The organism is Gimesia alba, assembly GCF_007744675.1.
In the GTDB taxonomy this organism is placed as follows: domain Bacteria; phylum Planctomycetota; class Planctomycetia; order Planctomycetales; family Planctomycetaceae; genus Gimesia; species Gimesia alba.
In genome coordinates, this window is record NZ_CP036269.1 from 6,416,540 (window position 1) to 6,441,971 (window position 25,432).

A 25,432-nucleotide genomic window follows, 5' to 3' on the forward strand; every position below is an offset into this window, starting at 1 on the left:
AGAATATTGCATCACTAGTATGAACGCGGATCTCACTCTCGCTCCTGTCCTGAACCGTCCACTTAAACTGGCCGTTCTGATTTCCGGCGGCGGAACAACACTCACAAACTTTCTGAAAAAAAAAGCAGCCGGCGAACTGAATATTGAGGTTCCGCTGGTTATCGCCAGCCGCCCCGACTGCGGCGGAGTCGCCAAAGCTGAAGCCGCCGGTCTGCGCAGCGAAGTGATCAGACGCCGCGATTTTGAAAACACACATGACTTCAGCAGCGCGATTTTTGACCTCTGCCGCGAAGCCGAAGCCGATCTGGTTACACTGGCTGGTTTTCTGTCACTGATCCATATCCCCGATGACTTCCAGTATCGTGTGATGAATATTCATCCGGCCCTGATTCCCGCCTTCTGCGGACACGGCTTTTACGGCCATAAAGTTCATGAAGCGGTCGTCGCACGCGGCGTCAAAGTCAGCGGCTGTACTGTGCATTTCGCGGATAATGAATACGATCACGGTCCCATCATCGGCCAGAGTGCTGTTCCCGTCAAAGGGACCGACACTCCCGACGAAGTCGCCGCCAATGTCTTCCAGGCCGAATGTGAGCTCTACCCCCACGTCATCCGACTTTTCGCCGCAGGCAAAATCAAAATCGTCGATCGCCGCGCCGTCATCGAAGAGTAAACTCCACTGCCAATTTTTCTCGACCTAAAGCTTCTGACTTCCCGGAGGCGGACCGAAGGGGTTGCTCGAATTCGGCGGAATCGGATCGTTCGTGTACATTACTTTGTCATACAGCTCCGGCGGTAGCACGCGAAGTACGGTAAACAATCCATGCACGCCATGGTACCAGCCTTCCCGCATCCCTTGTGTCTCTCGACGACTTGTCAGTTTATACACGTCTTCCGGCGTCAGTTTCGCGCTCGACATCATCTGTGGGAATCCGGGCACTTCAAAACCGGCTTTGTTTTTATTATCGCGCACGATGGGTCCGACCTGTGTCACCATATGATTCATCATGTGGTGGAACATATGGCAGTGCATCACCCAGTCTCCCGGATTGTTTGCGACTAATTCCACCTCGCGCGATTGCGCGACACCCACAATCACCGTATTGCCAGGAATCCACGCCGACTCCGGTATGCGGCCCCCCTCTGTTGCAGTGACCCAGAAGGTATGACCGTGCAAGTGCATCGGATGCTGATGCAGCGTGCTGAAATTCAGAAACCGAATGCGAATGCGTTCCCCCAGCTTACAGACCAGCGGCGTTGTGTAAGGGCCACAACGACCATTGATCGTCAGAAAGTTCCAGTCCATCGACGTCGTATCAGGAATACTGGTATTCGGCAGCATGGAAAACTGTTGCGTCATCAATACGAAATCCCGATCGACGGTGGGCTCAAAAGCAACCTTGGGATGAATGATAAACGGGACCACCATCCCGATCGCTTCCTGCATTGCGACATGAGGATGTAGGAAGTAACTGCCTTCCTGATGCACATCATATTCATACACGAACGTCTCACCCGGCTTGACCAGATTCTGAGTCACCGCCGGAATCCCGTCCATATAGACCGGCAACTCCATTCCATGCGAATGCAGCGTGGTCGCCTCTGGCAGTTCATTCTTGAAAATAATCCGTACCCGTTCCCCTTGGTACATCTCGAGCACGGGCCCCGGAAACTGTTCATTGTAACCATAGGCGTCCATCCAGATGCCCGGTAAAACCTCGCGGCGCACCGGCATCGCACGCAGATGAAACTCCCGCGCCCCATCAACAATTTTCCCGAACGTCGTTGGCAAATCGGGGGCAATGACATTCACGGGCGTCAAACCCGGCGCGCGAAGACCGGGAACAAGCTTACCCCGATCCGTCGGACTGCCGATTGGCCCACCCAGGCCGGGATGCATCCGGGGATATCCGTCATCGACTCCAGGGCCTGCTTGGGAGGCTGCATCCGCTTTCGCTGTTTCAGCCTGTTGCCCCATGACCGTACCGGCGGCAAACAGACCGGCGGTCGCAGCCGCACCTTTGACCAGAAATTCTCTGCGATCGTTGGGAGTCACCATGATTCCTCTTTCATCCAATAATTAATTTCATTCGTCCCGCGTCATCCTTAGCGTGGCTTCGGAACCGCGTCGATATGTCCACCGCTGAGGGGAGCGGGAGGCTGGGTTAATCCCCCCGTCAACAACATGCCTCGAATCACAATATCCGTTTCGCGGTATGCCAGTAGTGCATCGACATACTGCTGTTGCAGCTCCAGACTACGTCGTTGCGCCAGCAACACATCCAGCCAGGCCGCCCGCCGCTTGAAATAACTTTCATAGAGTAGCTCGTGAGCCCGTCTGGCTTTGGGTAACATCTCATTCTGATATGCCTGAATATGCTGCCAGGCCGTCTGGTAGTCACGGTACTTCTCAGCCAGCTTCATACTCAAGGTTAATTCCAGCCGTTTCACATCCGCCCGCGATCGATTCAGATCCGCCTGTGCCTGATCGATGGTTCCACTATTGTTATCAAAAATCGGCAACGCAATTCCGGCGGTCACCCCCGCCACAGAGTTGTCCGTTTCAAAGTTGTGACCAAAATCGACGTCGACCAGAATATTGGGAATTGACTGAACGCGTTCGCGCTCAACAGTGATTTCATCGTGATGAATCTTTTCTCCGGCAGCGATCAGCTCGGGACTGTTCTGCAACAAATGATGAAACGCGGAATCCCAGTCCAGTTTTTCTTCGGTCGGTTCCAGTGACCCACTCAAAGTAGAACGGAGCAGATCCGGCGTCCCCACCATCGCCATCAGATTCCGCCACGCCCGTTCCAGATTGTTTTCCGCCTTTTGCAAGTTTAACTGATTCTGGCTCAGATCCACTTCCGATTGCAGAAACCCTGCCATATTGGTCTGCCCCAGATTGAGCATTTCCTTGTGGGTCTGCATATTATCTTTCGCGTTGGCCAACAACTGCTTTTGAAGTTCCACATGCTGCTGTGCTGCCAACGTTTTATAGAAATGAATCCGCACATCATTCAGTACACGATCATATTGAGCGGAAAGATTGGTCTCTGCGATGCAGGCCGCCTGTGACCATTTCGCACGACTGAGTTGCAGTTTTCCCGCTGTAACAAATTCCTGAGAAACATAGGCGCCCTGCAATTCACCCGCCGTCCCTTCGATCCCGATCTGATCACTGGCATACCCGACCACCGGATTGGGATAAAGTCCCGCTTGATAAGCGGCTCCCGAGGCGGCATCCACCTGCGCCATCGCCTGGATCAATGTGGGATTGTTCGACAGCGCCATTTGTTCGAGTGTTTCCAATGACATCACCACGTCATGTTCGCTCGATGGTGTGGGCAGACTCTCATCAGGAGCCGGCAACAGAATTGACTCCGGTTGCGTTAACGGCAGCGCGATCTCTTCTTCATGATCGACTTGACGCGTCGTTGACTCGGAACGCTGTTTGGGTGCGGTAAAATCATCGTCGTCTTCAAGTGCAAGACGGTACGGCTTTTCTTCTATCGCCGAGACGCGGTCTACACTCTGCTTCAGATCCTGCGACTTCGAAGCGTGATGTTCCGGCCCCGTGGCACAACCACTGGCAATCACCATCACTGCCGATACGGCTATCGAAATTTCCCGTTTCACCGCGACCTCCCTGTCGGCTTTACACGTGCGCATTCCTATCGCGCAGTCATAGTCTGTTCATCGGCGAAACGAGTTTCTCGCGGTGCAGTGTTTTGCTCAAAACCACTACAGACGTCAGATCAGAACGACGGCAACCCGATCAATCAGGAAAACCGACATATTCCGATTATGCCGGACCAATCACAGGCAGTGACACAAGAGGAAATGGAGTTTAGGTTTAGCTTCAGAAAGAGAAAATCCGGATATCCGAATCGGAGAAGAAAGAAAAGCGGGCCACTTTGGTGAGAGGAAGGCGAACCTCCGATTCTGCTTCTCAACAGGGCTCCATCCTCTTCAAGCCAGGTGATTTGGCGAAACTTTACCGAATTCCGTCCTAAAGTGAATATTTTCTTTAGGTAAGATGAAGCTTTTAGGAAAATTCAAAACAACTGACAGATTTTGATTGATTTTGAAAGTTTATAGGGGTATTTTGAAAATATTGATTGAATGTCAGCGCTTTGTAAGGCATATTCTTTAGGGAATTATATCGTCTCAGGAGGAGTTTGCATGTCAATGTTGCTTGACGAAAGACGGGAAAGCATCCTAAAGATTGTTGAAAACAAGGGATTTGTGTCTCTTGTGGATTTGATGGATTCTGTGGGTGCCTCTGAATCTACCATTCGGAGGGATTTGGAGTATCTTGACGGAATCGGTCAAATTCGACGAACCCGTGGTGGGGCTGCTTATAGTGGAGAGTCTTTAGCTACATTTGAAGATCGGTCCTTTATGTCATCCAGGCAAAAAAGGCAGGTTGCTAAAGCTGTGGCTGACATGATCTCTCCCGGTGAAGCAGTGCTGATGGATGGAGGGACCACCACACTGGAAGTCGCCCGGCAACTGGCGGGAAAACAATTACAGGTTGTCACAAATTCACTGCCGATTGCCAATCTGCTGGTGAATCAGCCACAAATTGATTTGATGTTGATCGGGGGATTCCTATTCCCCAAAACGGGAGTCGCATTAGGCAAGACAGCAGTTGACTCACTGAAGAGTGTCCATGTTCGACGGCTCATTATCAGTGTCGGCGGCATTACAGAAGGCGGACTATACAACAGCAACATGTTACTGGTGGAAACAGAACAGCAAATGTTTGAAGCAGCAGAAGAAGTAATCGTTGTGACAGACAGCACCAAATTCGGCCACTCGGCACTGGCTTATTTATGCCCGCTGAATACAGTCGACCACATTGTCGTTGATGACGGCATCACGGAGGAATGGAAAACCGTCATCCAGGACGCAGGCATCGAACTAACGATTGTAGAAACATAAGCATCCCATTCCGGTAGAGTTTACTCATTCAATTCGAAAAATTGAGATCTGATATTATGACACAACTTTCTAATTCCATCTCACGCTCGCAGGTAGAACAACTGGTTCGCCAGGCTTTATCACAACAACTTGGAGCAGGCCCTGCTACCGCACCTTCGTCTGCCCCGAACCCGCTGGTGGTGAATATCTCCGCCCGGCACATTCATCTTTCACAGGAACACCTGGAAGTCCTCTTCGGCAAAGGAGCTGAGCTCGAAGTTCAGAAAGATCTGTACCAGGAAGGATACTTCGCTGCGACTCAAACCGTCGCCGTCGTCGGTCCCCGCCGCCGGATGATTCCTAACGTGCGCGTCTTAGGACCCTGCCGGGGTGATACTCAGGTGGAACTCGCTTTTACCGACACGATCTCACTGGGCCTCGAAGTTCCCATTCGCATTAGTGGCGACCTCAAAGGCACGCCCGGCTGTGTGCTGATGGGTCCCAAAGGCGTTGTTGAATTAGAATTCGGCGTCATCCGTGCTGCCCGCCACGTACATATGTCTCCCGCCGACTGTGCTTACTACGGCTGCTCTAACGGTGATAATTTACATCTGAGAATTGAATCGGCAGGTTGCACGACCGTTCTGGAAGACGTCGTCGTGCGTGAAAACCCCGAAGTCAAACTCGAAGTCCACATCGATACCGATGAAGGCAACGCTGTCGATCTGGACCATGCAAGCTCCGTGAAACTGTATGTCCCGGAAACGTGTAAATGCAAACATAGCTGATCCCCGTGATCGGCGAATTGACTCTTGTAGCAGAATCAACTTCTGGTTCTGCATAACGAACGAACTGTTTTTTTCTTAACTATCTCTAAAAAGGAGAACTGACTCATGGCGAAAGCAATGGAAGCCCTGGGAATGGTGGAAACAAAAGGGCTGATCAGCCTGATTGAAGCCGCCGATGCAATGTTGAAAGCGGCCAACGTACAGATGATTGGCTGGGAAAAAGTAGGTAGTGGTCTGGTAACCGCATTTGTTGTCGGTGACGTTGCTGCTGTCAAAGCTGCTGTCGACGCCGGTGCTGCTTCTGCCAGCAAAGTAGGCGAAGTCGTGAGCGTTCAGGTCATTCCACGTCCTCACGAAGAACTGGCAAACGTTCTGCCAGGTAAAACTTCTGCTGCAAAGAAATAATTACGGGTTATGAACATTGACGGCTGAAATTCCTGAAACTGATCGTAACGACGATGATCATAACCAGCTGACGTTCAACTGGTATGAAGCAACAGGCAAATCAGCTCAACCCATCACAACTAAACAGATCGAGGACAAAATGAGTTCTGAAGCTATTGGTCTTATTGAAACTAAAGGTCTGGTTGCTCAAATCGAAGCATCCGACGCCATGCTCAAAGCTGCCAACGTGACTCTGGTTGACCAGATTCAAATCGGCGGTGCATTTATCACCACAGTCATTCAAGGGGATATCGGCTCAGTTCGTGCAGCCGTTGACGCTGGTGCTGCTGCTGCTTCTCAAATCGGAGAACTGGTTGGCGCTCACGTGATCGCACGCCCCTCTGAAGGTCTGATGTCTAACTTTATCTAAGAGAACGTACTGTTGGTTCTTTCCGGTCATCACATCCAGTGCTGATCGGAGAAACGGAAGTCGAAACACCAGTCTCTAAGTCACAGAATGGATTCCTGCAATGAAAGTACTTGTCGCCAATTTAGGTTCTACCAGTTTCAAATATCGCTTGTTCGATATGCCCGCAGAAGTGCAGCTTGCACGCGGCGGCATTGATCGGATCGGCGGCGAACAGAGTCATTGTTTCGTGGAAATTGGTGAGCATCGGGAAGAGCACGAACAAAATGTGCCCGACCATGCAGCCGCCGTCAACTTGTGTCTGTCTCAATTGACCAACCCCGAATGGGGCTGTCTCGAGTCAGCCGATGAAGTTGCCGGAATTGGATTCAAAGCGGTCTTTGCCGGAAACTTGAGTGGCATTCGTCTGGTAGATGAAGAATTACTGACCAAGATGGAGGCGCTGGCAGATATTGCACCTGCTCACAACCCTCCGTATGCCCGGGCCATGCGACAACTGCGTCAGGCATTCCCTGAAATTCCGCTTGTTGCCGCATTGGAAACCGCCTTCCATGAAACTATCCCGCCGGAAAATCGTACCTACGCCATTCCCTTTGAATGGCAGGAAGAATACGAAGTCAAACGCTGGGGATTTCATGGTGCCAGTCACCGGTATATCGGCTCTCGTATGGCTGAACTCACCGGCAAAGACGATCTGAAGGTCATCTCCTGTCACTTGGGAGGCAGTAGCTCTTTGTGTGCCATGCAAGGTGGTGTTTCCAAAGCCAACAGTCTGGGAATGAGTCCCCAGACAGGATTGCCGCACAATAATCGTGTGGGTGATTTTGATCCGTTTGCTCTGCCTGTCTTAATGAAGGCCACCGGAAAATCTCTGGCGGAACTTCTGGAAGACCTGTCGAGCAAGGGAGGCCTGTTAGGCATGAGCGGATTGAGTGGCGACTGTCGCGATCTGGAAGAAGCGGCTGCCAATGGACACGAACGGGCGCAACTGGCTCTGGGCGTGTTTCACTCTGCAATCCGGCATTACCTGGGAGCCTACCTGACGGTACTGGGCGGCGCCGATGCGATTGTTTTCACGGGTGGAATCGGTGAAAACAGCGTAAGTTTAAGAGAAAAAGTTTGCAGCAACCTGGAATGGGCGGGAATTCGTCTGGATGCCGAACGGAACAAGTCAGCCTCAGATGAGGCACAAATTCAGGCGGACGACAGTAACGTGCAAATCTGGGTCGTACCGACCAATGAGGAAATTGTGGTTGGACGGCAGACAGTAGAAACCATCGAAGGGCGTTCGTAACGCCCGCAGAGAATAAGTATCCTTTTCAGGATTTTACAGGAGTTGGTTCGATGTTTATAGGACGTATTACCGGAAGCGTCGTTTCGTCTCAGAAAGTCGAAACGATGGTCGGGCAGAAACTGTTCATTGTCGAACCGTTGCGAGTCAACGAAAAAGACCAGAGTGATCTGACTCCCACCGGACGATCGTTTATCGTCGTCGATACCGTGGGAGCAGGGCAGGGTGAAATCGTCTTGTGTGTACAGGGGTCATCAGCCCGCTTCACACCCGAAACCAAAACACTACCCATCGACGCCGCCATCATCGGCATCGTCGATCAGGTCCACGTGAATTCAAAAGAGATTTTTAACTCGAAGGATTAATGAGCGTTCTGAACAGGAATCGAACGATGACAAATCAACCACAACAACTAAATCCGGAGCAGCAAATCCGAGTGATGTTTATCATCTGGATTGCGATGATTATCGGTGTGGTTACGTTTGGCATCATAGCTGGGTTCAAGGGGCTGGATGTAGAACCGGGTGACGGTTTATCAATCATCACCTATCTGGGAATCGCGATGTCAGCATTGATGCTGGTACTGCGTACGTTTGTCCCGAATCTGGTTGCTCGCAACCTGTTTAAGCAAACAATGCAAGCAGCACAGGCAGAAGGAAATCAGGATGAAGAACAGATGCTGGGAAGATTCTATGCGACCTTCATGACCCGCATGATTATCGGACTGGCATTACTGGAAGGAGCCGCAATGTTCAATCTCGTGGTCTTCATGGTAGAAAGCCAGATACTCTCTATTGTAGCGGTCGGCATTTTACTGCTGGTCATGATTGCGTCGATACCAACGAAATCAAAACTGGACGGATGGATTCGCAACCAGATGGAAAACTATAACCTGGAACACCAAAACTGAAATTCAAAAGACTGAGACGGCGGCTTGAGCTTTGTCTCACAGCCAGACAACTCGGGGAGAAATAGATTATGCAGACGACAGAAGAAGCCATTCGCAGTGTCGTACAGGAAGTGTTATCACAACTCAATAATCGAGGCGGCTATGGTTCCGCTTCCTCCACACCACAGCATGATGGTGACTGGGGTGTCTTCAGCTGTGTTGACCAGGCTGTCGCTGCGGCCAACGATGCACAGAAACAACTGCTCAACTCCTCGCTGGAAAACCGGGCCAAAGCACTCGAAATTGTGCGTCAGATCTGTGATACGCAGGCCGAAGAACTGGGCCGCATGGAACTGGAAGAGACCAAAATCGGTCGTCTCGATCATAAAATTGAAAAGCTGCACTTAATCAAAAGTATTCCCGGCATGGAATTCATGAAGACGGAAGCCGTCTCCGGTGATAACGGAGTCAGCCTGACTGAATACGCTCCCTTCGGCGTCATCGGGGCCATCACTCCCGTCACACACAGCCTGCCCACACTAGCCTGTAACTTCATTAACATGGTTGCCTCCGGTAATACACTGGTCGTCAATCCGCATCCCGGCGGAGCCAAAATCGCCTGCGAAGGAGTTCGACGTTTCAATCAAGCCATCTATCAGGCAACCGGCTTACAAAACCTGGTCACGATTTTGGGAACTCCCACGCTGGAATCCGCCGATGCCATCTTCAATCATCGCGGCGTGCCTTTGCTGTGCGTTACCGGTGGACCTGGTGTGGCTCGTGCCGCATTGGCTGCCAAGAAACGAGCCATTGTCGCTGGTCCGGGTAACCCGCCCGTCGTTGTCGATGAAACAGCGGACCTGGAGAATGCGGCCAAATCGATCATCATCGGAGCGGCTTACGATAACAACCTGCTGTGTATCGGCGAAAAAGAGGTCTTCGCCGTCGACAGCATCTTCAACGAACTGATGTCCGCTATGGGACGGCATGGCGGATATCAGTTGAACGATCAACAGGTCGCGCAACTGACATCACTGGCATTCTCGCCTCCGACAGAACCGGGCGGACACGCAGTACTCAATCGCGATCTGATCGGCAAAGATGCATCCGTATTGGCCGGTATGATCGGCGTCAGCGTTCCTGCAGGTACACAGTTACTCTACGGCGAAACCGACACGAACAACCCGTTCGTGCCCGAAGAACAAATGATGCCGTTCGTGCCCTTCATTCGCTGCCGCAATGCCGATCACGGAATCGAACTGGCCAAAGAATTCGAACACGGATTCCGACACACCAGCATGATCCACTCACGAAATATTGAAACGATCACCAAAATGGGCCGCATCATGGATACCACGCTGTTCGTGCAGAATGGTCCTTGCGGTGCTGCTCTGGGGAACGGCGGCGAAGGTTATGGGTCCTTCAGTATCGCAACGCCGACCGGAGAAGGAGTCACCAATCCGATGACATTTACACGCTTCCGTCGTTCTACGACTGTGGGGCATTTCAGAGTCATATAATACAACAGAACGTGGACAGGACCGTAGTTCTCTCTACAAAACAGCAGATTACCGCCTCAGGAATGAAATTCATATGTTGACAGGACGAGTCATAGGACGAGCAACCGCAACGGCAAAACATCCCAGTCTTGCCGGCTGGCGACTATTGCTGGTGCAAACACTCGACATCCAAGGCAACGCAGAAGGATTTCCTGAGCTGGTCATCGACGAACTGGGGTGCGGCAAAGGCGATACCGTCCTGCTCACTTCAGACGGAGCCGCGGTACGGGAAATGGTGGGAACCAACAATACCCCCATTCGCTGGGCCACAATGGGTGTTATTGATAGCGAATCATCAAATTCAAAACAAAGTTAATTACAACGATATGCAGTTTTCGGAAGAGTTAGTCAATCAGGTGGTCGCCAATGTTTTGTCGACCCTCTCCCAACAGGGGCAGGGCGGACAAACAACGGGCAGCGTACCCTCTGTGACAGCGGCTGCCGCTTCCGTCACTTTATCAGAAAAAGTCATCACCGCAGATCTGCTGGCAGAAAAGGCCAAGGGGCATTCCTCGGTCGGCATCGCCGCGGGATCACTGTTGACGCCTTCAGCCAAAGATTATCTGCGAGAATTTCAAATCAGCGTGCATCGTGCCACGTCGTCTGCTGCTCCTGAAACAGGGCAGGGGACTCCCTGGCGGGCCATTGTGCTTTCTAACTCAATGGCTGTTGAAAACGCGCTGACCACCATCGAACAACAGACCGGCGTACGCTGGTCACAAGAGCTGAGTTCTTCACTGGAAGAATCCGTCAAGGAAGCGATCAGCAGTTTATGTCGTGCCGATGCGGCAGGAGTCATCCTGTTCGCCTCCACGGCAGAGAAAGCCGCCTGTCTGGCCAACCGAAACGAAAAAGTTTGTGCGGCCGCCATTCAGGACGTGAACCATTTACGAACCGTCATCGCACAAATGAGCCCGAATCTGATTTGTGTGAATCCGGAACAGAAATCGTTTATGGAACTGAGAAATCTGATGAAGGTCTTTGTCAACGCAGGTTAGTCCCTGCATGAGGAAACAAATAATGAAAATCGCAGAAGTCATCGGAAAAGTGACGCTTTCACGCAAGCATCCCAGTCTGGATGCTGCCCGGTGGGTGATTGCGATTCCCTTAAAGAGCGATGAGCTCAACAGCAAGAAAAAAAAGAAAACGGAACCATTTATTATTTACGACGAGCTGGGTGCTTCACCGGGCTGCCAGATTGCAGTCAGTGAAGGAGCAGAAGCAGCCGCTCCCTTTCACCCTGATGTAAAACCGATTGACGCCTATGTGTCGGCGATTCTGGATCAGGTCGAAGTTTACTAATCAAATCACAATCACAATTACTGAAAACACCATTTTTAAATTTACGTTTGGAGTCAAAACAATGTCAAATCAATGGAACAGTGGAATTCACGACCGAAATTTGAAAGAAGAGATCTGCGAAATCGGACGTCGCGTATACAATAAAGGATTTGCAGCGGCTAACGACGGAAACATCTCGATTCGTGTCGGCGAAAACGAAGTCCTCTGCTCTCCGACCATGATCTGCAAAGGCTTCATGAAACCCGAAGACATCTGTGCCGTTGACCTCGACGGAAACCAGATTGCCGGTACTCGTAAACGAACCAGCGAAATCCTCTTGCACCTGGCGATCATGAAAGAACGCCCCGATGTCAAAGCTGTCGTTCACTGTCACCCGCCACATGCAACCGCCTTCGCCGTTGCTCGCGAGCCGATTCCACAGTGCGTACTGCCCGAAGTTGAAGTCTTCATGGGTGAAGTTCCCATGGCGCCTTACGAAACTCCGGGCGGACAGAAATTCGCTGACACCGTGGTACCGTTCCTCAAAGGGGGCACGAACACCATCATCCTGACCGGACACGGTACCGTCACTTTCGGTAAGTCTCTGGAAGACGCTTACTGGAAAACGGAAATTCTGGACGCGTACTGTAAAATCCTGTTGTTGTCCAAGCAACTCGGACGCGTCAGCTACTTCACGGAAACAGAAACCCGTGAACTGCTCGACCTCAAGAAGAAACTGGGCTTCGATGATCCTCGCTTCCACGTAGAAGACTGTGACCTGTGTGGCAACAGCGCCTTCCGTGACGGATACAAAGAAGGAATTCCACAGCAGAAATCGTTTGAACCTGCTCCCAGCTACCCGGGATACCTGCAGAAGCCATCGACCGAAGCCACTCCGACTTCGAACGGCGGTAACTCTGAGCATTTAGTTAAAGCGATCACCGAACAGGTGATGTCAGCACTGGGTAAATAATTCTTCTCAGTTGAATATTTTCACAAACACACATTACATCATCATATAGAAAAGATTTGATTATGAATGTCAGTATTATTGGTGGTGGCGGACTCGTAGGTTCCTGTGCCGCCTTCGCATTACAGGCCGGAGGCATCGTCCGGGAAATTGCTCTGGTCGACGTCAATCAGGATCTGGTGGAAGGCCAGGCCCTCGACTTGTTGCACGGCAGCTCTTTAACCGCCGACCAGAAAATTTACGCCGGCGGAACCGAACTGGTCAAAGACAGTGACGTAATCGTGATCACCGCCGGTCTGCGACGCAAACCCGATGAAAGCCGCCTGGATTTGATCAACCGCAATGTCGAATTGTTCAAAAACATTCTGGCAGACGTCAAACGCGTTGGCACGAAACCAGGAGCGATTGTCTTCGTCGTTTCGAATCCGGTCGACGTATTGACTTATCTGGCCATGAAAGAACTCGGACTGCCGCCACAACAAGTGATCGGTCTTGGTACTGTTCTGGACACGACTCGTCTTCGCAGCATGCTGGCGGCCCGCCTGGATGTGCCACCGACACAAGTCTCGACCCTGATTCTCGGCGAACACGGCGACAGCATGGTTCCCATCTGGTCGGCCGCTCAAGTGGGTGGTCTGCCGCTGGACAAGTTCCCCGGCGCGAGTCCATCTCTGATTGCCGAAGTCGAAAAGAAGACGCGTGGCAGCGGAGCCGAAGTCATCAAGAAAAAAGGGGGAGCCGGTTTCGCGGTGGGCGTCAGCATCGCCGATGTCGTGCACTGTATCGCCCTTGACCAACGTCGAATTCTGCCTGTATCTTCACTCCAGAATGGAGCCTTCGGTCTACGGGATGTCTGCATCTCCGTTCCAACCGTCATGGGTCGCTCCGGTGTGATGCAGCATCTGGAAATCGAACTCTGGCCGAAAGAACAAATGGCTTTGACTCAGTCGGGTAAAGTACTGCGGGAAACCGTCGACAAAGTACTCGGCTGATCTCGATCGGTTAGTCGATATATTATAATTGCGTTCAGCCACTATTGCGTTTTGATTTGAAATGATTGTCTGATGGAAAAATCACTTGATCGAAAAATTCAATCGATCCACGCTGATCCCAGCGGCTCGAAAGAGTTTATCATCGCCGATGCCAAGGATGCGGATATGGCCTTCGGCATTGGTGCTCCCGGTCTGTCGCCTGAGCGGCATGACCAGGAACTCAAATACAAAACGCTGGCTGAATACCGACAACAGATTCGTGAAGTCATTCAGCAGGAAGTGGTGGACATCGTCCTGATGTCCGCCAGTACCAGCGAAAAGTTGACGATTGACGAACGCCTGTTCGACAATTCGCCGATTACCCCCGCCGCCCGCGCCAATGATACGACCGACGTCCACGTGCCTCGCGGCGGTAAGATTCATATCCCGGCGGCCAAGCCATTTCGCTCGGCCAGCCTGGATCATATTCAATGCGGACATCTCGACTGCAAACCGGAAGAACGGGCCTACGGCGCTGACCTCGGTCTGTATTCGGTCACGTTCAATAATAATCTCGAAGATGATCTCGATACGTTAGAACGCTACAAAGAATTCCGCGAAGAAGCCGAACGCAAGAAATTCCGCCACTTCCTGGAAATTTTTGATCCCAACACCAGCAACGCCGTCGCCTCAGACGTCGCCCCCGGGTTCATCAATGATTTGATCGCTCGGACTCTGGCCGGCGTCACTTCAGCCGGACGGCCTACGTTTCTGAAGATGGTTTATCATGGACCTCGGGCCATGGAAGAACTCGTCGCCTATGATCCGCATTTGATCGTCGGCATCCTGGGTGGCTCCGCGGGAACGACTCTCGACGCATTCCAGTTAATCTATGACGCCAAAAAATATGGTGCCCGCGTGGCGTTATTCGGTCGCAAGATTAATCAGGCCGAGCACCAGCTGGCATTCATTCAATTCCTGCGGTTTCTGGTCGAAGACAAAATCCAACCGGTCGAAGCCGTCCAAGCCTATCACGGCGTACTGCAGGAACTCGGGATCAAACCGCATCGCGAACTGGAAGTCGATCTGACTTATCAAACCGCCGTAATGAGTTATGGCGGCGAAGATGGAAAAACCTTCAGCTTCCCCACAAAGAAAGCAAACGGGAAACCGGCAGCGAAGACATCCGGCAAAACAACTTCGTCTCAACCCGCGACCAACGGTAACGGGGCTCCTGATTTTGCTTCGATGAATTCGGAACAGCGACTGGCTTACCACCAGAATCGCCTGAACCGCATGTTTGGTGAATAAGATCCTCAGCCTGATGTTGAGTACTACAGCATTAGTGATAAAAGAATTCACCGTGACCGATGGTGTGATGTTCCCCCAGGTTATAAACAATGACCGCAGTAAAAGCCCACTAGCCGCAGGGCGTTAGCCCCGGTTAAGCGTCTTTGGTCAGGCCCGTTCGAGTTAAAAAACACTACCTGAAGCGCATTACATTTTACTCTCGCACGTCTCAATCAAATAAATTCGATTCAAATGGACCTAGAGACTCTACAGCAAAACAGGACACAGTCTAACTTCTGTGTCCTGTGTGTTGAGACATCAGCACAAGCGGCTTAGAATACACTTTCTGATATTCAGCCGCCTTTCATTTTGCCAACACAAGGTTCAGTCGCTTGAGCAAGTCCTCAAAAAAGAGCAAGCAGAAAACCGATGCACCTCAGTCGGAAACGTCTTCCTCGCAAAGTGCTCCCTGGTTTACCGGTCTCATTCTGATCTCCGCCGTTGGGCTCACCTGGATCTTCTGGGGCGGTCTCTGGTCGGGCGGCGGCTTGATCGGCGGTGACCTTTATACCTACTTCTTTCCGCAAAAATCGTTCTTCGCTGATCGGCTCCACGCGGGCGAATTTCCGCTCTGGAATTCGAACATCGGGCATGGCGTCCCGCTTGTCGCTGAAAGCCAGACGGGTGCCTTTTATCCGTTCAACTATTTCGCCTACCGCTTTCTCCCCGTGAATGCGGCTTATAACTTCGTCCAGATTTTGCACTACATCCTGGCGTTTGTGTTTACCGCCATGTATGTCAGGCGGCTCGGCTATTCACTGATTGCGGCCCTGTTTGCCGGACTCGTTTATACCTACGGCTGGTTTCCTTCGCGAATCTGTCTGGAATGGGCCATCATCGGCGGCGCCTGGCTGCCACTGACACTCTGGTGTGTGGAATCGTTTTTTCAGACCCGGCTTTGGCGCTATCCGATCCTGCTCTGCTTCGCACTCGCCATGCAGATTCTGCCAGGACATTTTAATCTCGCATTTATTACACAGCTCATGCTACTCGTTTACATCCCGGCCCGGATCTGGTTCAGCCGCGATAACGCCACCGAACAACTCAAACCCCGTCGACGGTCCACGGTGATCCTGTTACTGCTGGCATTGATCGCCGCCTATGGTCTTTCAGCCGTGCAACTGGGGCCGACTTGGGAATTGAAACAGTTAAGCCAGCGGGCTGAAGTCGGCGAACGCTCCCACCAGCCGGGCTACGGTCATATTCCGGTCTGGTATCTGTCGCAGGTCGTTGCTCCCTGGGCCTGGTACCCCTATGAAGTCAATCTTGATGCCGGTCTTGGCCCCGGATCTGATGCGACCAACCAGGTGGAAGCACACCTCTATTTCGGCATCGCCACCGTGCTATTGCTGATTTATGGGACATTCCAAAAAGCCTGGACCGGCGATCGCCGACTCGTGCTATTAGCCATCATCGGCTTCCTGGCATTGCTCTATACACCGGGCTGGTTCCTGCCGCTGACGAAACATTTGCCCGGCTTCAGTTTCTTCACGGGCCCCGGTCGATATGGGATCGTGACTACCTTCGCCGTCGCGGTTCTCGCCGGTGTCTGTCTCGAACGACTCGTCATGAACTGGAACAAGATGATCCAACTGGTGGTTGTCTCACTCGTCTGCCTGTTTACGATCGCCGACTTCTGGATTGTCAGCCGGTATGTGACGTACGCCGCCATCATCCCCAATCCGCCGATCAATCAGGTCGAAAAGAGTGCCTTAAGAAAAATCGTCAACGAATATGGCAAACCTGTAAGACTATTTGCTCCGGGAGCCAACCTGCCCACATTGATCGGCGTGTCATCCACCCCCGTGTATCTGGGCATTGGCCCCGAACAGTATTTCGATCCCAAACTGACCATGCCCGCACCGCTGCCGTTTAAAGAACCGGCGACTCCCGAACAGATCGAATGGCTCCGTAAAGCCGGAGTGACGCATATCCTCAGCCAGCACAAACTGGACTTGAATCGATGGCCGGTTAAGCCGGTTTGGAGTGACTTCGATGCAGTGATTAATCCGGCCTGGGGCCGCTTCGATGAACCGCTTTACTTCTACGAATTGGAAGGTTCTCGCGGCCGCCTCGCCTGGACGCATCCGGAAGCCAATCAGTCAGCCACGATTAAAACCTACCGCGCGAATGAAATCATCATTGAAGCCGACACGCCAACGGAAGACACTTTGATTCTGACCGACCTGTATTACCCCGGCTGGAAAGTGTATGTAGATGGTCAGCCCGCAGAGGGAGAATTGATCGAAGGCATGTATCGTGGCGTAAAACTACCCGCGGGGAAACATGAAGTGATCTGGACCTACCAATCAGGCTGGTTTTTGATCGGCGGGATTATCAGCTGTGTCACGCTGTTAATTATTATGACGACAGCGCACTTCCGATTCTGGAATCCGATTCTTTCTCAAATGAAAAATCGGACGATGGAAGTGAAGCCTGACTGAGTTTAGAAGTAAACTGGATTTAGGTCAGGTCGAGATAAACTCGATATGTGAGCCAGAACTGGAGCCTTCGAAGTTATTACTGTCCGAATAATTTTCTTCGTCGTCTTCGTCGTCAGCTTTTTCCAGTTCATCGCTGGGCAGCATATCGTTCACACTCACATTTTGCCCGCTGTCTGAAATGGCAACAGGAAATTGCTGCGAGAGATCAACGTCTTTCGTCGGCTTCTTGAAGTGCTGTACCGAAGGTGCCTTGGTAGGAGCATCATCTCCGCCAGGGGCGTTGTCAGAGGAGTCGTTTTTCTTCTTGGAATCAGCGCCAATATTTTGCAGATGATAGGCGACGTTACCGATCTTCAACTCGTCATTCAGCTTCAACCAGGCCTGCTGATCGATTTGCTTACCGTTGACAAAAACGCCATTCATACTTCCCAGATCGCGGACGACCGGGCGGTCATTCACAATCGCCAGGCAGCAATGCTTTCGGGAGATTTTAGGGCTGTCCGTAATGACGATATCACAGTCCGGATGGCGTCCTACTAGAATGATTGCCTTATCAAGCACGATCGGGCGACCTTGATTCACAGGGACTAAACAGACTGCCATAGAGGACTCCAGTACGAAACGGTAGCAAACTTAAGGAAATTTCATTATACGACTGGCCCAGTAGCAAGTAAAAGAAAAAAGTCAGCGGTCAGAGAAGAGTCGAAGAAATCCACACAAGAACCCGCATAGATTACGCGGCTTTTGGGTATATGAATTATCTATAAATATCGGCTACGACTGGATATGCACTCGATCATCTGATCTCAATTCTCCCCGGTTTGAGTGAGAAAACGAAAAAGCAGTGATTCACCTGCCTAGTCAATCGACGTGGACACTGCCCGATATAATCATTAACTTCGGCATAACCGCACTGGCGTATACCGTGCAAATTGAATTCAGAGTGGATTCTTTGGTTCAGGAAATGATTTGTAGGAAACTTTTCTGAGTTGCCTTTTTTAATAACGAATTGAAAGTTCGGGCATGTCGGAAGAGAGTTTCTTCAGTACATTGATTGGCACATTGAGATTGACGAGAGAGAGCTCACGCAAGTTTTTCAGTTCCTGCAATCGTTCAAGCCCTACTGCTGTGACTTTAGTGCCTTTCAGATTTAACGTTTTGAGTTTGACCAGTTTCACAATATGTTCCATGCCTGCATCAGAAATCAGGGTCTCTTCTAAATCTAATTTCTGTAGTTCGTTGAGTCCAGTTAAATTCTGGAGCCCGGCGTCAGTAATGTTTTTTCCGCGAAGGACAAGTTCTTTTAATCCGGTCAGTTTTTTCAAGTGAGCCAAACCCACATCCGTGACTTGTGGTGCTAATACTTCTACTCGCTCCAAAGTGGTTACCTCTTTGAGACGCGCTAATCTGGAATCTATGTGTTCCAAATTATTTTGTTTTCGAAGATCATGATAAAAAACGACTACTCCAACCACTTCTTGAAATCCCTGTTTCGTCACTCCCACATTTGCTCCCAGCTTTCGGAGAGAATTCACAACTGCTTGAATTTCCTCACTAAGTGGAATCGTAAAATCTATTTTGCACTCTGGAAGATGTGTTTGAATCTTGAGAACTCCCTCTGTCGTGACTTTGGTTTCGTTTAAATAGAGACTGGTTAGATGTGTCATTGTCTTCAAGTGCGCGAGTCCTGCATCCGTGATCGCTGTATTTTGTAGAGAAAGACGAACGAGTTTCTTAAGCGATTTCAAGTGCTGTAATCCTACATCAGTAATACGAGTGTGACTCAAATACAAAACGCTTAAATTCGTAACTTTAGCTAATTCGGTCAATCCGGTATCGGATATTTGTGTTCCATAAACAGACAATAATTTCATTTTCGAGAGCCCATTCAATCTCTTCAGTCCCCGATCATCCAGAGCTGTACTACCGAGATATAGCGATTTCAAATTAATAAGTCCTTCCAGATTTTCGATCCCGGAAGAACTGATCTTCGTACTTTGTAGAGATAAGCTTTCTAAAAAAATGCAATCTTTCAAATGGACCAATCCTGCATCAGAAATCTGAGTGCCTTCAAGACTCAAATGCTGGAGATTCGTCAGACCGCTTAAATGTTGAATCCCGGCATCGGTTATTTTGGGACCAGTGATCATCAAGTTTTTTAAGCTGGTTAAATTCTCCATATGTTTCAGACCCGCGTCTGTAACATCCTGATTATTCACAGTAAGATTCTCTACATGCTCTAACCCCTTCAAAAGTGCCAATCGATCATCAATGTGCTCTCGCTTACTATTTGCACGGTATTCTCGTGGGAAAGAGATAAAGCGAACGGCTTTCATATTTCCCCGTTGATAGATACTGACAGAGGCACCCAATTCCTTGAGCCGCGCTGCAATTTTTTCCTCATTCATCGCAAGAGGGATTGTATAATCGACCATGCAACCAGGATGATCCTTCTGAAATGCTTTTACCCCATCCTCGGTTACTTTGGTGTCTTTCAGGTGCAAACTGGTGAGACTCGGCAGTCTTCCCAGATGTTTCAAGCCGCTATCCGTCACTTCAGTCTGACTGAGATCCAGAACTTTGAGACCGGCTAAACCGGTCAGATGCTTCAAGCCGTTATCCGTAATTTGATTACGGGAAAGTTTAAGTGTCGTCAAACGGGTGAAGTGTTTTAAATACACCAGACCGGCATCAGTGATCTGCGTGTCGATAATGCTTAAGCTTTCCAGGTTGGAAAGATTCGCCAATTGCTTGAGACCATGATCCGTGATCCGGGCACCGATGATTCCAAGTTCCCTCAAATCAGTGAAACGCTGCAGATGTTCGAGGCCCGCATCTGTCAGTTGTTTCCTATTGATACTCAGCTGCTCTAAGTGTTTGATCCCTCGAAGCAGCTTTAACAGAGAATGAATGTGCTCTGTTTCCGGTTTCTGCCGGGAAGCAGCATTAAATGAGACAATAAAATAGTCCGTATGCAGATCTTTTTTTAAACGAATCAAGACGACTCCTGAATTTTTCAGTCTTTCAACAATTTCCTGCATTTCTGCTGAATCCTGTGGCGAAGCCAGGACCATGCAGCGAGGATATTCCTGCTGCATCATTTTGACTCCTGACTTCGTAACTTTTGTCTTGTACAAAACCAGTTCCGTCAATTTGAGCTTCCTGTCTTTTAAATGTGCTAAGCCAATATCTGTGACTTGCGTGCCATGTAAATTCAATCGCCTTAATTTGGAAAACGGTTTTAGTGCTGCGAGGCCCGAATCATCGATCTGCGTGTCCTTTAGATTCAGAACTGAAATCTGGTGGAGCTGATTCAAATGTTTCAATCCCGTACTGGTAATTTTGGTGCCTTGCAGGTTGAGGTATTTTATGTTGATTAATTTCCGTAAATGCATCAGGCCAGAGTCGGTCACGGCGGTCTCTCGAAGACTTAATGAGTGTAGTTTCGTGAGATTCGAGAGCGCTGCCAGATTCGCATCACCAATTTGATTCAACCCAAGTTTCAACGAAGCGAGTTCTGTTAACTGCACCAGAATATTTAAACCGGCATCGGTTATTTTTGTATTCGTGAGAGACAAAGTCTGCAAATGAGACAAGCAGGCGAGATGTTCTAAACCGGCATCATCAATAGGTGCCTTCGATACATCCAACGATTTCAGTTGGGGTAGCGTTTTTATTTCGTGAAAACCAGCTCCTGTAACCCGGGTACCATCGATACTTAATGTTTCCAGATTCGAGAGTCCTTTCAAATTGACAAGCCCCGCATCGGTTAATGGCAGGCTGCTTAGATGCAACTTTCGTAAAGCGGGATAATTTTTGAGAGAGGCAAGTCCGGCTTCAGTGATGGAGGTTCGGCTCAGATCCAGCTCTTTAAGCTTGGTCAAACCTTTGAGAACAGCCAGGCCGTTATCTGTAATCCGCGCCCCCGATAATTTGAGCTGTTCCAGTTCCGTCAAACCGGACAGGTGCACCAGTCCTTTGTCTGTGAATTTTGTAGACTGAAGGCTGAGCGATTTCAAAGTCGAAAGTTCTTTGAAATGCTCTAACTGAGTGTCAGTCACTTGATTTCCAGAAAGACTGACCGAGGTCACCACTTCTGAAGTTTGAAAGGGAGCTTTCTGTTGTCTGGTTATCATCACCCGCGCCCGCAGGGCTCTCAACGCGGCGATGGCGCGCTGAGTATTCATAGAAAGCTTGAAAGTAAATTCGATTTTGCAGTTTGGGAGTGCGGACTGTAGCTGCTTAACCCCCTGATTTGTCACATTCGTTTTCTGTAGATTCAAATATTTGAGTTTGTTGAGTTTCTTCAGATGGATTAATCCCGCATCACTCACCCTGGTATCATTCAGATTCAGGCTTGTTAATTTCTGGTGTTTTACAATATGAACCAGACCTGAATCGGATAGAGGCGAATGCATTAACGACAGAAAGTTTAAGCTGGTATGGTTTTTGAGAACTGCCAGCCCCTCACCTTTGACACTTGTGGAATTGAGAATCAGCGACCTCAAATCCTGACTCTCTTTCAGGCATTTCAGTTTGTGATCATCAACCTGTCTGCCGGAAAGCGTAACGCCAATGATATGTTTGATTTGATTCGTGCTGCTATAAGAAACAGAACCGTGTAACTGCTTCACCTGAGCAACCAGAGCCTGGTCTGCCGACGAAAGCGGACGAGTGAATTCAATTTTGCAATCCGGCAATGCGGCCCGGAGTTGATCAACTCCAGACTGACTCACGAGGGTGTGTCCCAGATCCAAATACTTCAGGTTTTTGAAATGGTAAAGATGTTTCAACCCGGCATCACTGACCTGGGTCTCAAATAGATTCAATGATTTCAGCTGCTTGAGATCTTTGAGATACACCAGTCCGTCATTGGAAACATGCGTTCCCAGCAGCCAGAGTGTTTGCAGTTTTGTGAGCCCTTGGAGATGCTTCAACGCATCATCAGAAAGCGCCGCATTTCGAATGTAAAGGTGCGTTAAGGCTGGAAAGTTTTTCAGATAAGCTAGCGACTCATCCTTGAGGGGGCTTCTGATAAATTCCAGATTTTCCAGTTTGGTCAAACCAGTAAGATGTTTGAGCCCACTACCAGTCACCTTGGTTTGATAAAAGCCCAGCTTCCTGACATGGGTCAAATCTTTCAAAATCACAAGCCCGGCATCATCAATTTGCGAGTTTGAGAAAGAGATGGCTTCAATCTTCGGGTTTGAACCTGTCTTCGCAAATTCAACTTTACCATGCAACGCTTTGATCCGCTGCACTGCCTGCTCTTGAGACAAATTAATTTTAGAAGCAGGGGGAACTTTCTGAGACCTGCAAACAGAGCCTGTCAGACAGAAGAGCAGTAAAAAAAACAGTGTAGTTCGCATTATGGTGTGGTTCCAAAAGGAAAGATAAACAGCAGGCTGACAGAACGCGATTGCACTAATGAATACAACTATAACATTGTACGCACATCAATTCCAATACTGCGATCATTCGACTTGAAAATCCGAGCTGTCAACAAATGCAATCACTAAAGCAACTGCCGGGCTTTGATATCTAAATAGCGGCTAATGAGATTCACCGACAGATTTTCCGGCAGCGTGTCCAGCACCAGCAGGCCGGACTTTTGCAGTGATGCGATTTGTGTGGTTTGCGTTGCCACAATATCCGCGGCGGCGGCGACCTGAAAGGCTTCGCGGTCCGTCTCCGGAATCGCATTCATCCGATGTTGTAGCGGCACGTTTCGCAAAAATGCAGACAACACCAGATGCGGCCAGCGCATCATTCGCAGTGAATCGCTGAGGTGGCTCAGATGCACTTCATCCAAAGCATGCGTCAAAACGACCACCAGCGAACGCTTACGGTAACGCAGCTGAAGTTGCTCGGACATCAACTGATAATCGGAGGCTTCATAAACCGGCTCCAGATCGTAAACCTGTCGGATCAGTTTCTGAATCGAACCGGCGCCCCGAATTGGGGGTACCCAGCGCTCCACCTTGTTCGAGCAGGCCATCAGCGAAACCGTGTCCCCCTGTCGCAGCGCGATATAGCTCAGTAAAATCGCCGCGTTCAAAGCCCGATCAAAGTGCGTCACCCCTTCCGCCTCATTGCACATCGAGCGGCCGCAGTCGATCAGAATGATGATGTTCTGATTTTTTTCGACAACGTACTCCCGACTGATTAACTCCTGATGCCGCGATGTTGCTTTCCAGTCGATACTGCGAAATTCATCACCCCGCCGATACTCGCGCAAACGCTCAAATTCCGTTCCGCGCCCTTTTAAACGGGAGAGCCGAATTCCTGTCTCTGCCAGCCGATTGCGGCGGGCCAGCAGTTCAACGCCATGCACGGCTTTGATATCCGGGTAGATACGTACTTCCTGATGAATGTCCCGCTCGTCATATACCGTCCATAAACCGAGCCGACTTTTCATCTGCAGAAAGACCCGACGAAACCGGTTTTTCCCCCGATGCAACGGCTCCACATGATAGATGCTGTAATGATGCTTATTCGGTATCAGCTTGATATCAAACGGAAGATCGGAATAATGACAGGGCAACGGCGGCTCATCATGCACGTGAATCAACAGCGAAACCGGACCCCGATTCGTAAACCAGAGTTTCACACTGTTCTGCGTGCCGACACTGAGCACATCGCTGACATCACGGTACACTTCAATCGCCAGCAGAGAAGGAGTGATGACCAAATCTACCAGCGACAGCAGAAAGACTCCCAGACAGATCAGGATGCCGATTTGCCCTGCTTCAGCCCAAACGGTTCCCAATGCAAAAGGGACCATCGCGGACGCGAATAGAAACAGTAATGGGAGTCGCGGCATCATTGGCGAGGCGCCTCGACACTTTCCAGGATTTCGCGAATCACGTCATCCACATTCATGCCTTCAATTTCCGCTTCGGGATGTAGACGAATCCGATGGCGAAGAATCGGTAGCGCCAGTTCTTTCACATCATCGGGAACCACAAAGTCACGCCCCTGACAGGCTGCCATCACGCGGGAACCAATCAGCAGATTCACACTCGCACGGGGGCTCGCCCCCACCTCAATCGTATGCCAGCTGCGGGTCCGCGAAACAATCGAGGTGATGTATTGAATGATCGAAGGCTCGACAATAATTTCGGTGGCCCGTTTCTGAATCTGCAGAATGATTTCGGTATTCAACACAGATTCCATGCCGAAACTGCCCAGGTCGCGGTTATCCTTACCGTCAGCATACAGTTTGAGAATCTCGTTTTCCTGATCCTGCGTCGGATAATCGACCATCAGCTTGAACATGAAACGATCCAGCTGCGCTTCGGGCAGCGGATAGGTTCCTTCCTGTTCCAGTGGGTTCTGCGTCGCAATCGTGAGAAAGGGACGTTCGAGCGGATAAGTTTTGCCATCGACGGAAACCTGATGTTCCTGCATCGCTTCCAGTAACGCCGATTGTGTTTTGGCGGGAGCCCGGTTGACTTCATCGGCCAACAGCAGATTGGTAAATAGCGGCCCCTGATTGAAGGTAAAGACTTTCTCGTGCATGTCATACACGGAATGCCCTGTGATATCCGAAGGCATCAGGTCGGGCGTAAATTGAATCCGACGAAACTCGCTCGACAGCACGTGGCTGAGTGCATTCACCAGCAGTGTTTTCCCCAAGCCGGGCACGCCTTCGATCAGCACATTCCCTTCACAGAATAACGCGATCAAAACGCCTTCTACCAGATCTTCCTGACCCATGAGAACTTTTCCCACTTCGGCCAGTGAGCGTTGATAGTAATCTTCGATTTGAGAAACATCCATGAATGAACCGTAACCCTGACTGTCTAGCTGAAGTATGTAAATCAAACACGATTCGGAAATCGCCGATCCGGAACTGATGTTCCCTGAGCCGTTTATTCTAAATCCAATCCGGTTCGAATTTCGAGCAACTCAGTCAAGAACTGACCGTTTTTTTCAAATTGGCTGATATCAACACACACTGTCCTGACTCCTGAAGTTCACCTGACCAGATTGAGTTGGGACTGAAAAATTTCCTCTTGACGCCCTCCCGCACTTCGCCATCATCCCAGTTGCGCGTCGCGCGCGTGAGCACCACTGGTTCAGGTGAAAAAGTGAAACCGGTTTTAACCGCACCTGCAAAAAAACGCTTGTTTTAGAACGATTATTCAAA

Annotated in this window: 22 protein-coding genes and 1 pseudogene; 17 read left to right on the top strand and 6 right to left on the bottom strand. The window is 50.2% G+C overall.

Annotation, left to right across the window (positions count from 1 at the left end; translation table 11 throughout):
• Nucleotides 1–19: 19 nt before the first annotated feature.
• A complete protein-coding gene (gene purN, locus Pan241w_RS23900) occupies nt 20–673 on the top strand; it encodes a phosphoribosylglycinamide formyltransferase (protein ID WP_145220680.1) in 654 nt (217 codons plus the stop codon).
• A gap of 24 nt (nt 674–697) precedes the next feature.
• Here purN and Pan241w_RS23905 read toward each other — a convergent pair whose 3' ends face one another.
• Together Pan241w_RS23905 and Pan241w_RS23910 are read right to left on the bottom strand one after the other, a co-directional pair.
• A complete protein-coding gene (locus Pan241w_RS23905; RefSeq protein ID WP_145220681.1) occupies nt 698–2,059 on the bottom strand; it encodes a multicopper oxidase family protein in 1,362 nt (453 codons plus the stop codon).
• 47 nt (nt 2,060–2,106) lie between these two features.
• On the bottom strand, nt 2,107–3,639 hold the full coding sequence (locus Pan241w_RS23910; RefSeq protein ID WP_198000112.1) for a TolC family protein: 1,533 nt from the start codon (nt 3,637–3,639) through the stop codon (nt 2,107–2,109).
• A gap of 552 nt (nt 3,640–4,191) precedes the next feature.
• On the opposite strand from Pan241w_RS23910, the pseudogene Pan241w_RS29940 reads away from it, so the two are divergent.
• The 16 genes and pseudogenes from Pan241w_RS29940 to Pan241w_RS23985 form a co-directional block, all read left to right on the top strand.
• Nucleotides 4,192–4,353, top strand: a pseudogene (locus Pan241w_RS29940) (DeoR family transcriptional regulator); the annotation flags it as partial.
• A gap of 51 nt (nt 4,354–4,404) precedes the next feature.
• Nucleotides 4,405–4,947 carry a DeoR/GlpR family DNA-binding transcription regulator gene (locus Pan241w_RS23915; RefSeq protein WP_232107497.1) on the top strand — a complete coding sequence of 181 codons (543 nt, stop codon included), beginning with the start codon at nt 4,405–4,407 and terminating at the stop codon, nt 4,945–4,947.
• Nucleotides 4,948–5,003: 56 nt separating this feature from the next.
• Nucleotides 5,004–5,714 carry a phosphate propanoyltransferase gene (pduL, locus tag Pan241w_RS23920; RefSeq protein WP_145220685.1) on the top strand — a complete coding sequence of 237 codons (711 nt, stop codon included), beginning with the start codon at nt 5,004–5,006 and terminating at the stop codon, nt 5,712–5,714.
• A gap of 105 nt (nt 5,715–5,819) precedes the next feature.
• Nucleotides 5,820–6,119 (top strand): BMC domain-containing protein, encoded by a 300-nt coding sequence (locus tag Pan241w_RS23925; RefSeq protein ID WP_145220687.1) that lies wholly within the window; start codon nt 5,820–5,822, stop codon nt 6,117–6,119.
• Between the two features lie 139 nt (nt 6,120–6,258).
• Nucleotides 6,259–6,528 carry a BMC domain-containing protein gene (locus Pan241w_RS23930; RefSeq protein ID WP_145223494.1) on the top strand — a complete coding sequence of 90 codons (270 nt, stop codon included), beginning with the start codon at nt 6,259–6,261 and terminating at the stop codon, nt 6,526–6,528.
• A gap of 100 nt (nt 6,529–6,628) precedes the next feature.
• Complete coding sequence (locus tag Pan241w_RS23935; RefSeq protein ID WP_145220689.1) at nt 6,629–7,819, top strand: acetate/propionate family kinase; 1,191 nt, start codon at nt 6,629–6,631, stop codon at nt 7,817–7,819.
• Nucleotides 7,820–7,869: 50 nt separating this feature from the next.
• Complete coding sequence (locus tag Pan241w_RS23940) at nt 7,870–8,181, top strand: EutN/CcmL family microcompartment protein (protein WP_145220691.1); 312 nt, start codon at nt 7,870–7,872, stop codon at nt 8,179–8,181.
• 26 nt (nt 8,182–8,207) lie between these two features.
• Entirely contained in the window at nt 8,208–8,726 is a 519-nt protein-coding gene (locus tag Pan241w_RS23945) for a hypothetical protein (protein WP_145220693.1), read from the top strand.
• Nucleotides 8,727–8,794: 68 nt separating this feature from the next.
• Complete coding sequence (locus tag Pan241w_RS23950; protein WP_145220695.1) at nt 8,795–10,225, top strand: aldehyde dehydrogenase EutE; 1,431 nt, start codon at nt 8,795–8,797, stop codon at nt 10,223–10,225.
• Nucleotides 10,226–10,298: 73 nt separating this feature from the next.
• On the top strand, nt 10,299–10,580 hold the full coding sequence (locus tag Pan241w_RS23955) for a EutN/CcmL family microcompartment protein (RefSeq protein ID WP_145220697.1): 282 nt from the start codon (nt 10,299–10,301) through the stop codon (nt 10,578–10,580).
• A 10-nt stretch (nt 10,581–10,590) separates the two neighbouring features.
• Complete coding sequence (locus Pan241w_RS23960; protein WP_145220699.1) at nt 10,591–11,262, top strand: hypothetical protein; 672 nt, start codon at nt 10,591–10,593, stop codon at nt 11,260–11,262.
• Between the two features lie 22 nt (nt 11,263–11,284).
• Nucleotides 11,285–11,566: a EutN/CcmL family microcompartment protein gene (locus Pan241w_RS23965; protein WP_145220701.1), complete on the top strand. Its 282-nt coding sequence runs from the start codon at nt 11,285–11,287 to the stop codon at nt 11,564–11,566.
• 61 nt (nt 11,567–11,627) lie between these two features.
• The gene (locus tag Pan241w_RS23970; RefSeq protein WP_145220703.1) at nt 11,628–12,518 is read left to right on the top strand and encodes a class II aldolase/adducin family protein; all 891 of its coding nucleotides are present in this window, start codon (nt 11,628–11,630) and stop codon (nt 12,516–12,518) included.
• Nucleotides 12,519–12,580: 62 nt separating this feature from the next.
• Complete coding sequence (locus Pan241w_RS23975; RefSeq protein ID WP_145220705.1) at nt 12,581–13,507, top strand: malate dehydrogenase; 927 nt, start codon at nt 12,581–12,583, stop codon at nt 13,505–13,507.
• A gap of 72 nt (nt 13,508–13,579) precedes the next feature.
• Nucleotides 13,580–14,797 carry a beta/alpha barrel domain-containing protein gene (locus Pan241w_RS23980; RefSeq protein WP_145220707.1) on the top strand — a complete coding sequence of 406 codons (1,218 nt, stop codon included), beginning with the start codon at nt 13,580–13,582 and terminating at the stop codon, nt 14,795–14,797.
• 371 nt (nt 14,798–15,168) lie between these two features.
• Nucleotides 15,169–17,280, top strand: a complete 2,112-nt coding sequence (locus Pan241w_RS23985; RefSeq protein ID WP_145220709.1) for a YfhO family protein — start codon at nt 15,169–15,171, stop codon at nt 17,278–17,280.
• 24 nt (nt 17,281–17,304) lie between these two features.
• Here Pan241w_RS23985 and Pan241w_RS23990 read toward each other — a convergent pair whose 3' ends face one another.
• The 4 genes from Pan241w_RS23990 to Pan241w_RS24005 form a co-directional block, all read right to left on the bottom strand.
• Nucleotides 17,305–17,883: an FHA domain-containing protein gene (locus tag Pan241w_RS23990; RefSeq protein ID WP_145220711.1), complete on the bottom strand. Its 579-nt coding sequence runs from the start codon at nt 17,881–17,883 to the stop codon at nt 17,305–17,307.
• Between the two features lie 395 nt (nt 17,884–18,278).
• On the bottom strand, nt 18,279–22,541 hold the full coding sequence (locus Pan241w_RS23995; protein WP_198000113.1) for a leucine-rich repeat domain-containing protein: 4,263 nt from the start codon (nt 22,539–22,541) through the stop codon (nt 18,279–18,281).
• 254 nt (nt 22,542–22,795) lie between these two features.
• On the bottom strand, nt 22,796–24,106 hold the full coding sequence (locus tag Pan241w_RS24000) for a DUF58 domain-containing protein (RefSeq protein ID WP_145220715.1): 1,311 nt from the start codon (nt 24,104–24,106) through the stop codon (nt 22,796–22,798).
• Complete coding sequence (locus Pan241w_RS24005; RefSeq protein WP_232107259.1) at nt 24,103–25,062, bottom strand: AAA family ATPase; 960 nt, start codon at nt 25,060–25,062, stop codon at nt 24,103–24,105. Before Pan241w_RS24005 ends, Pan241w_RS24000 begins: the two co-directional genes overlap by 4 nt.
• Between the last annotated feature and the right edge of the window lie 370 nt (nt 25,063–25,432).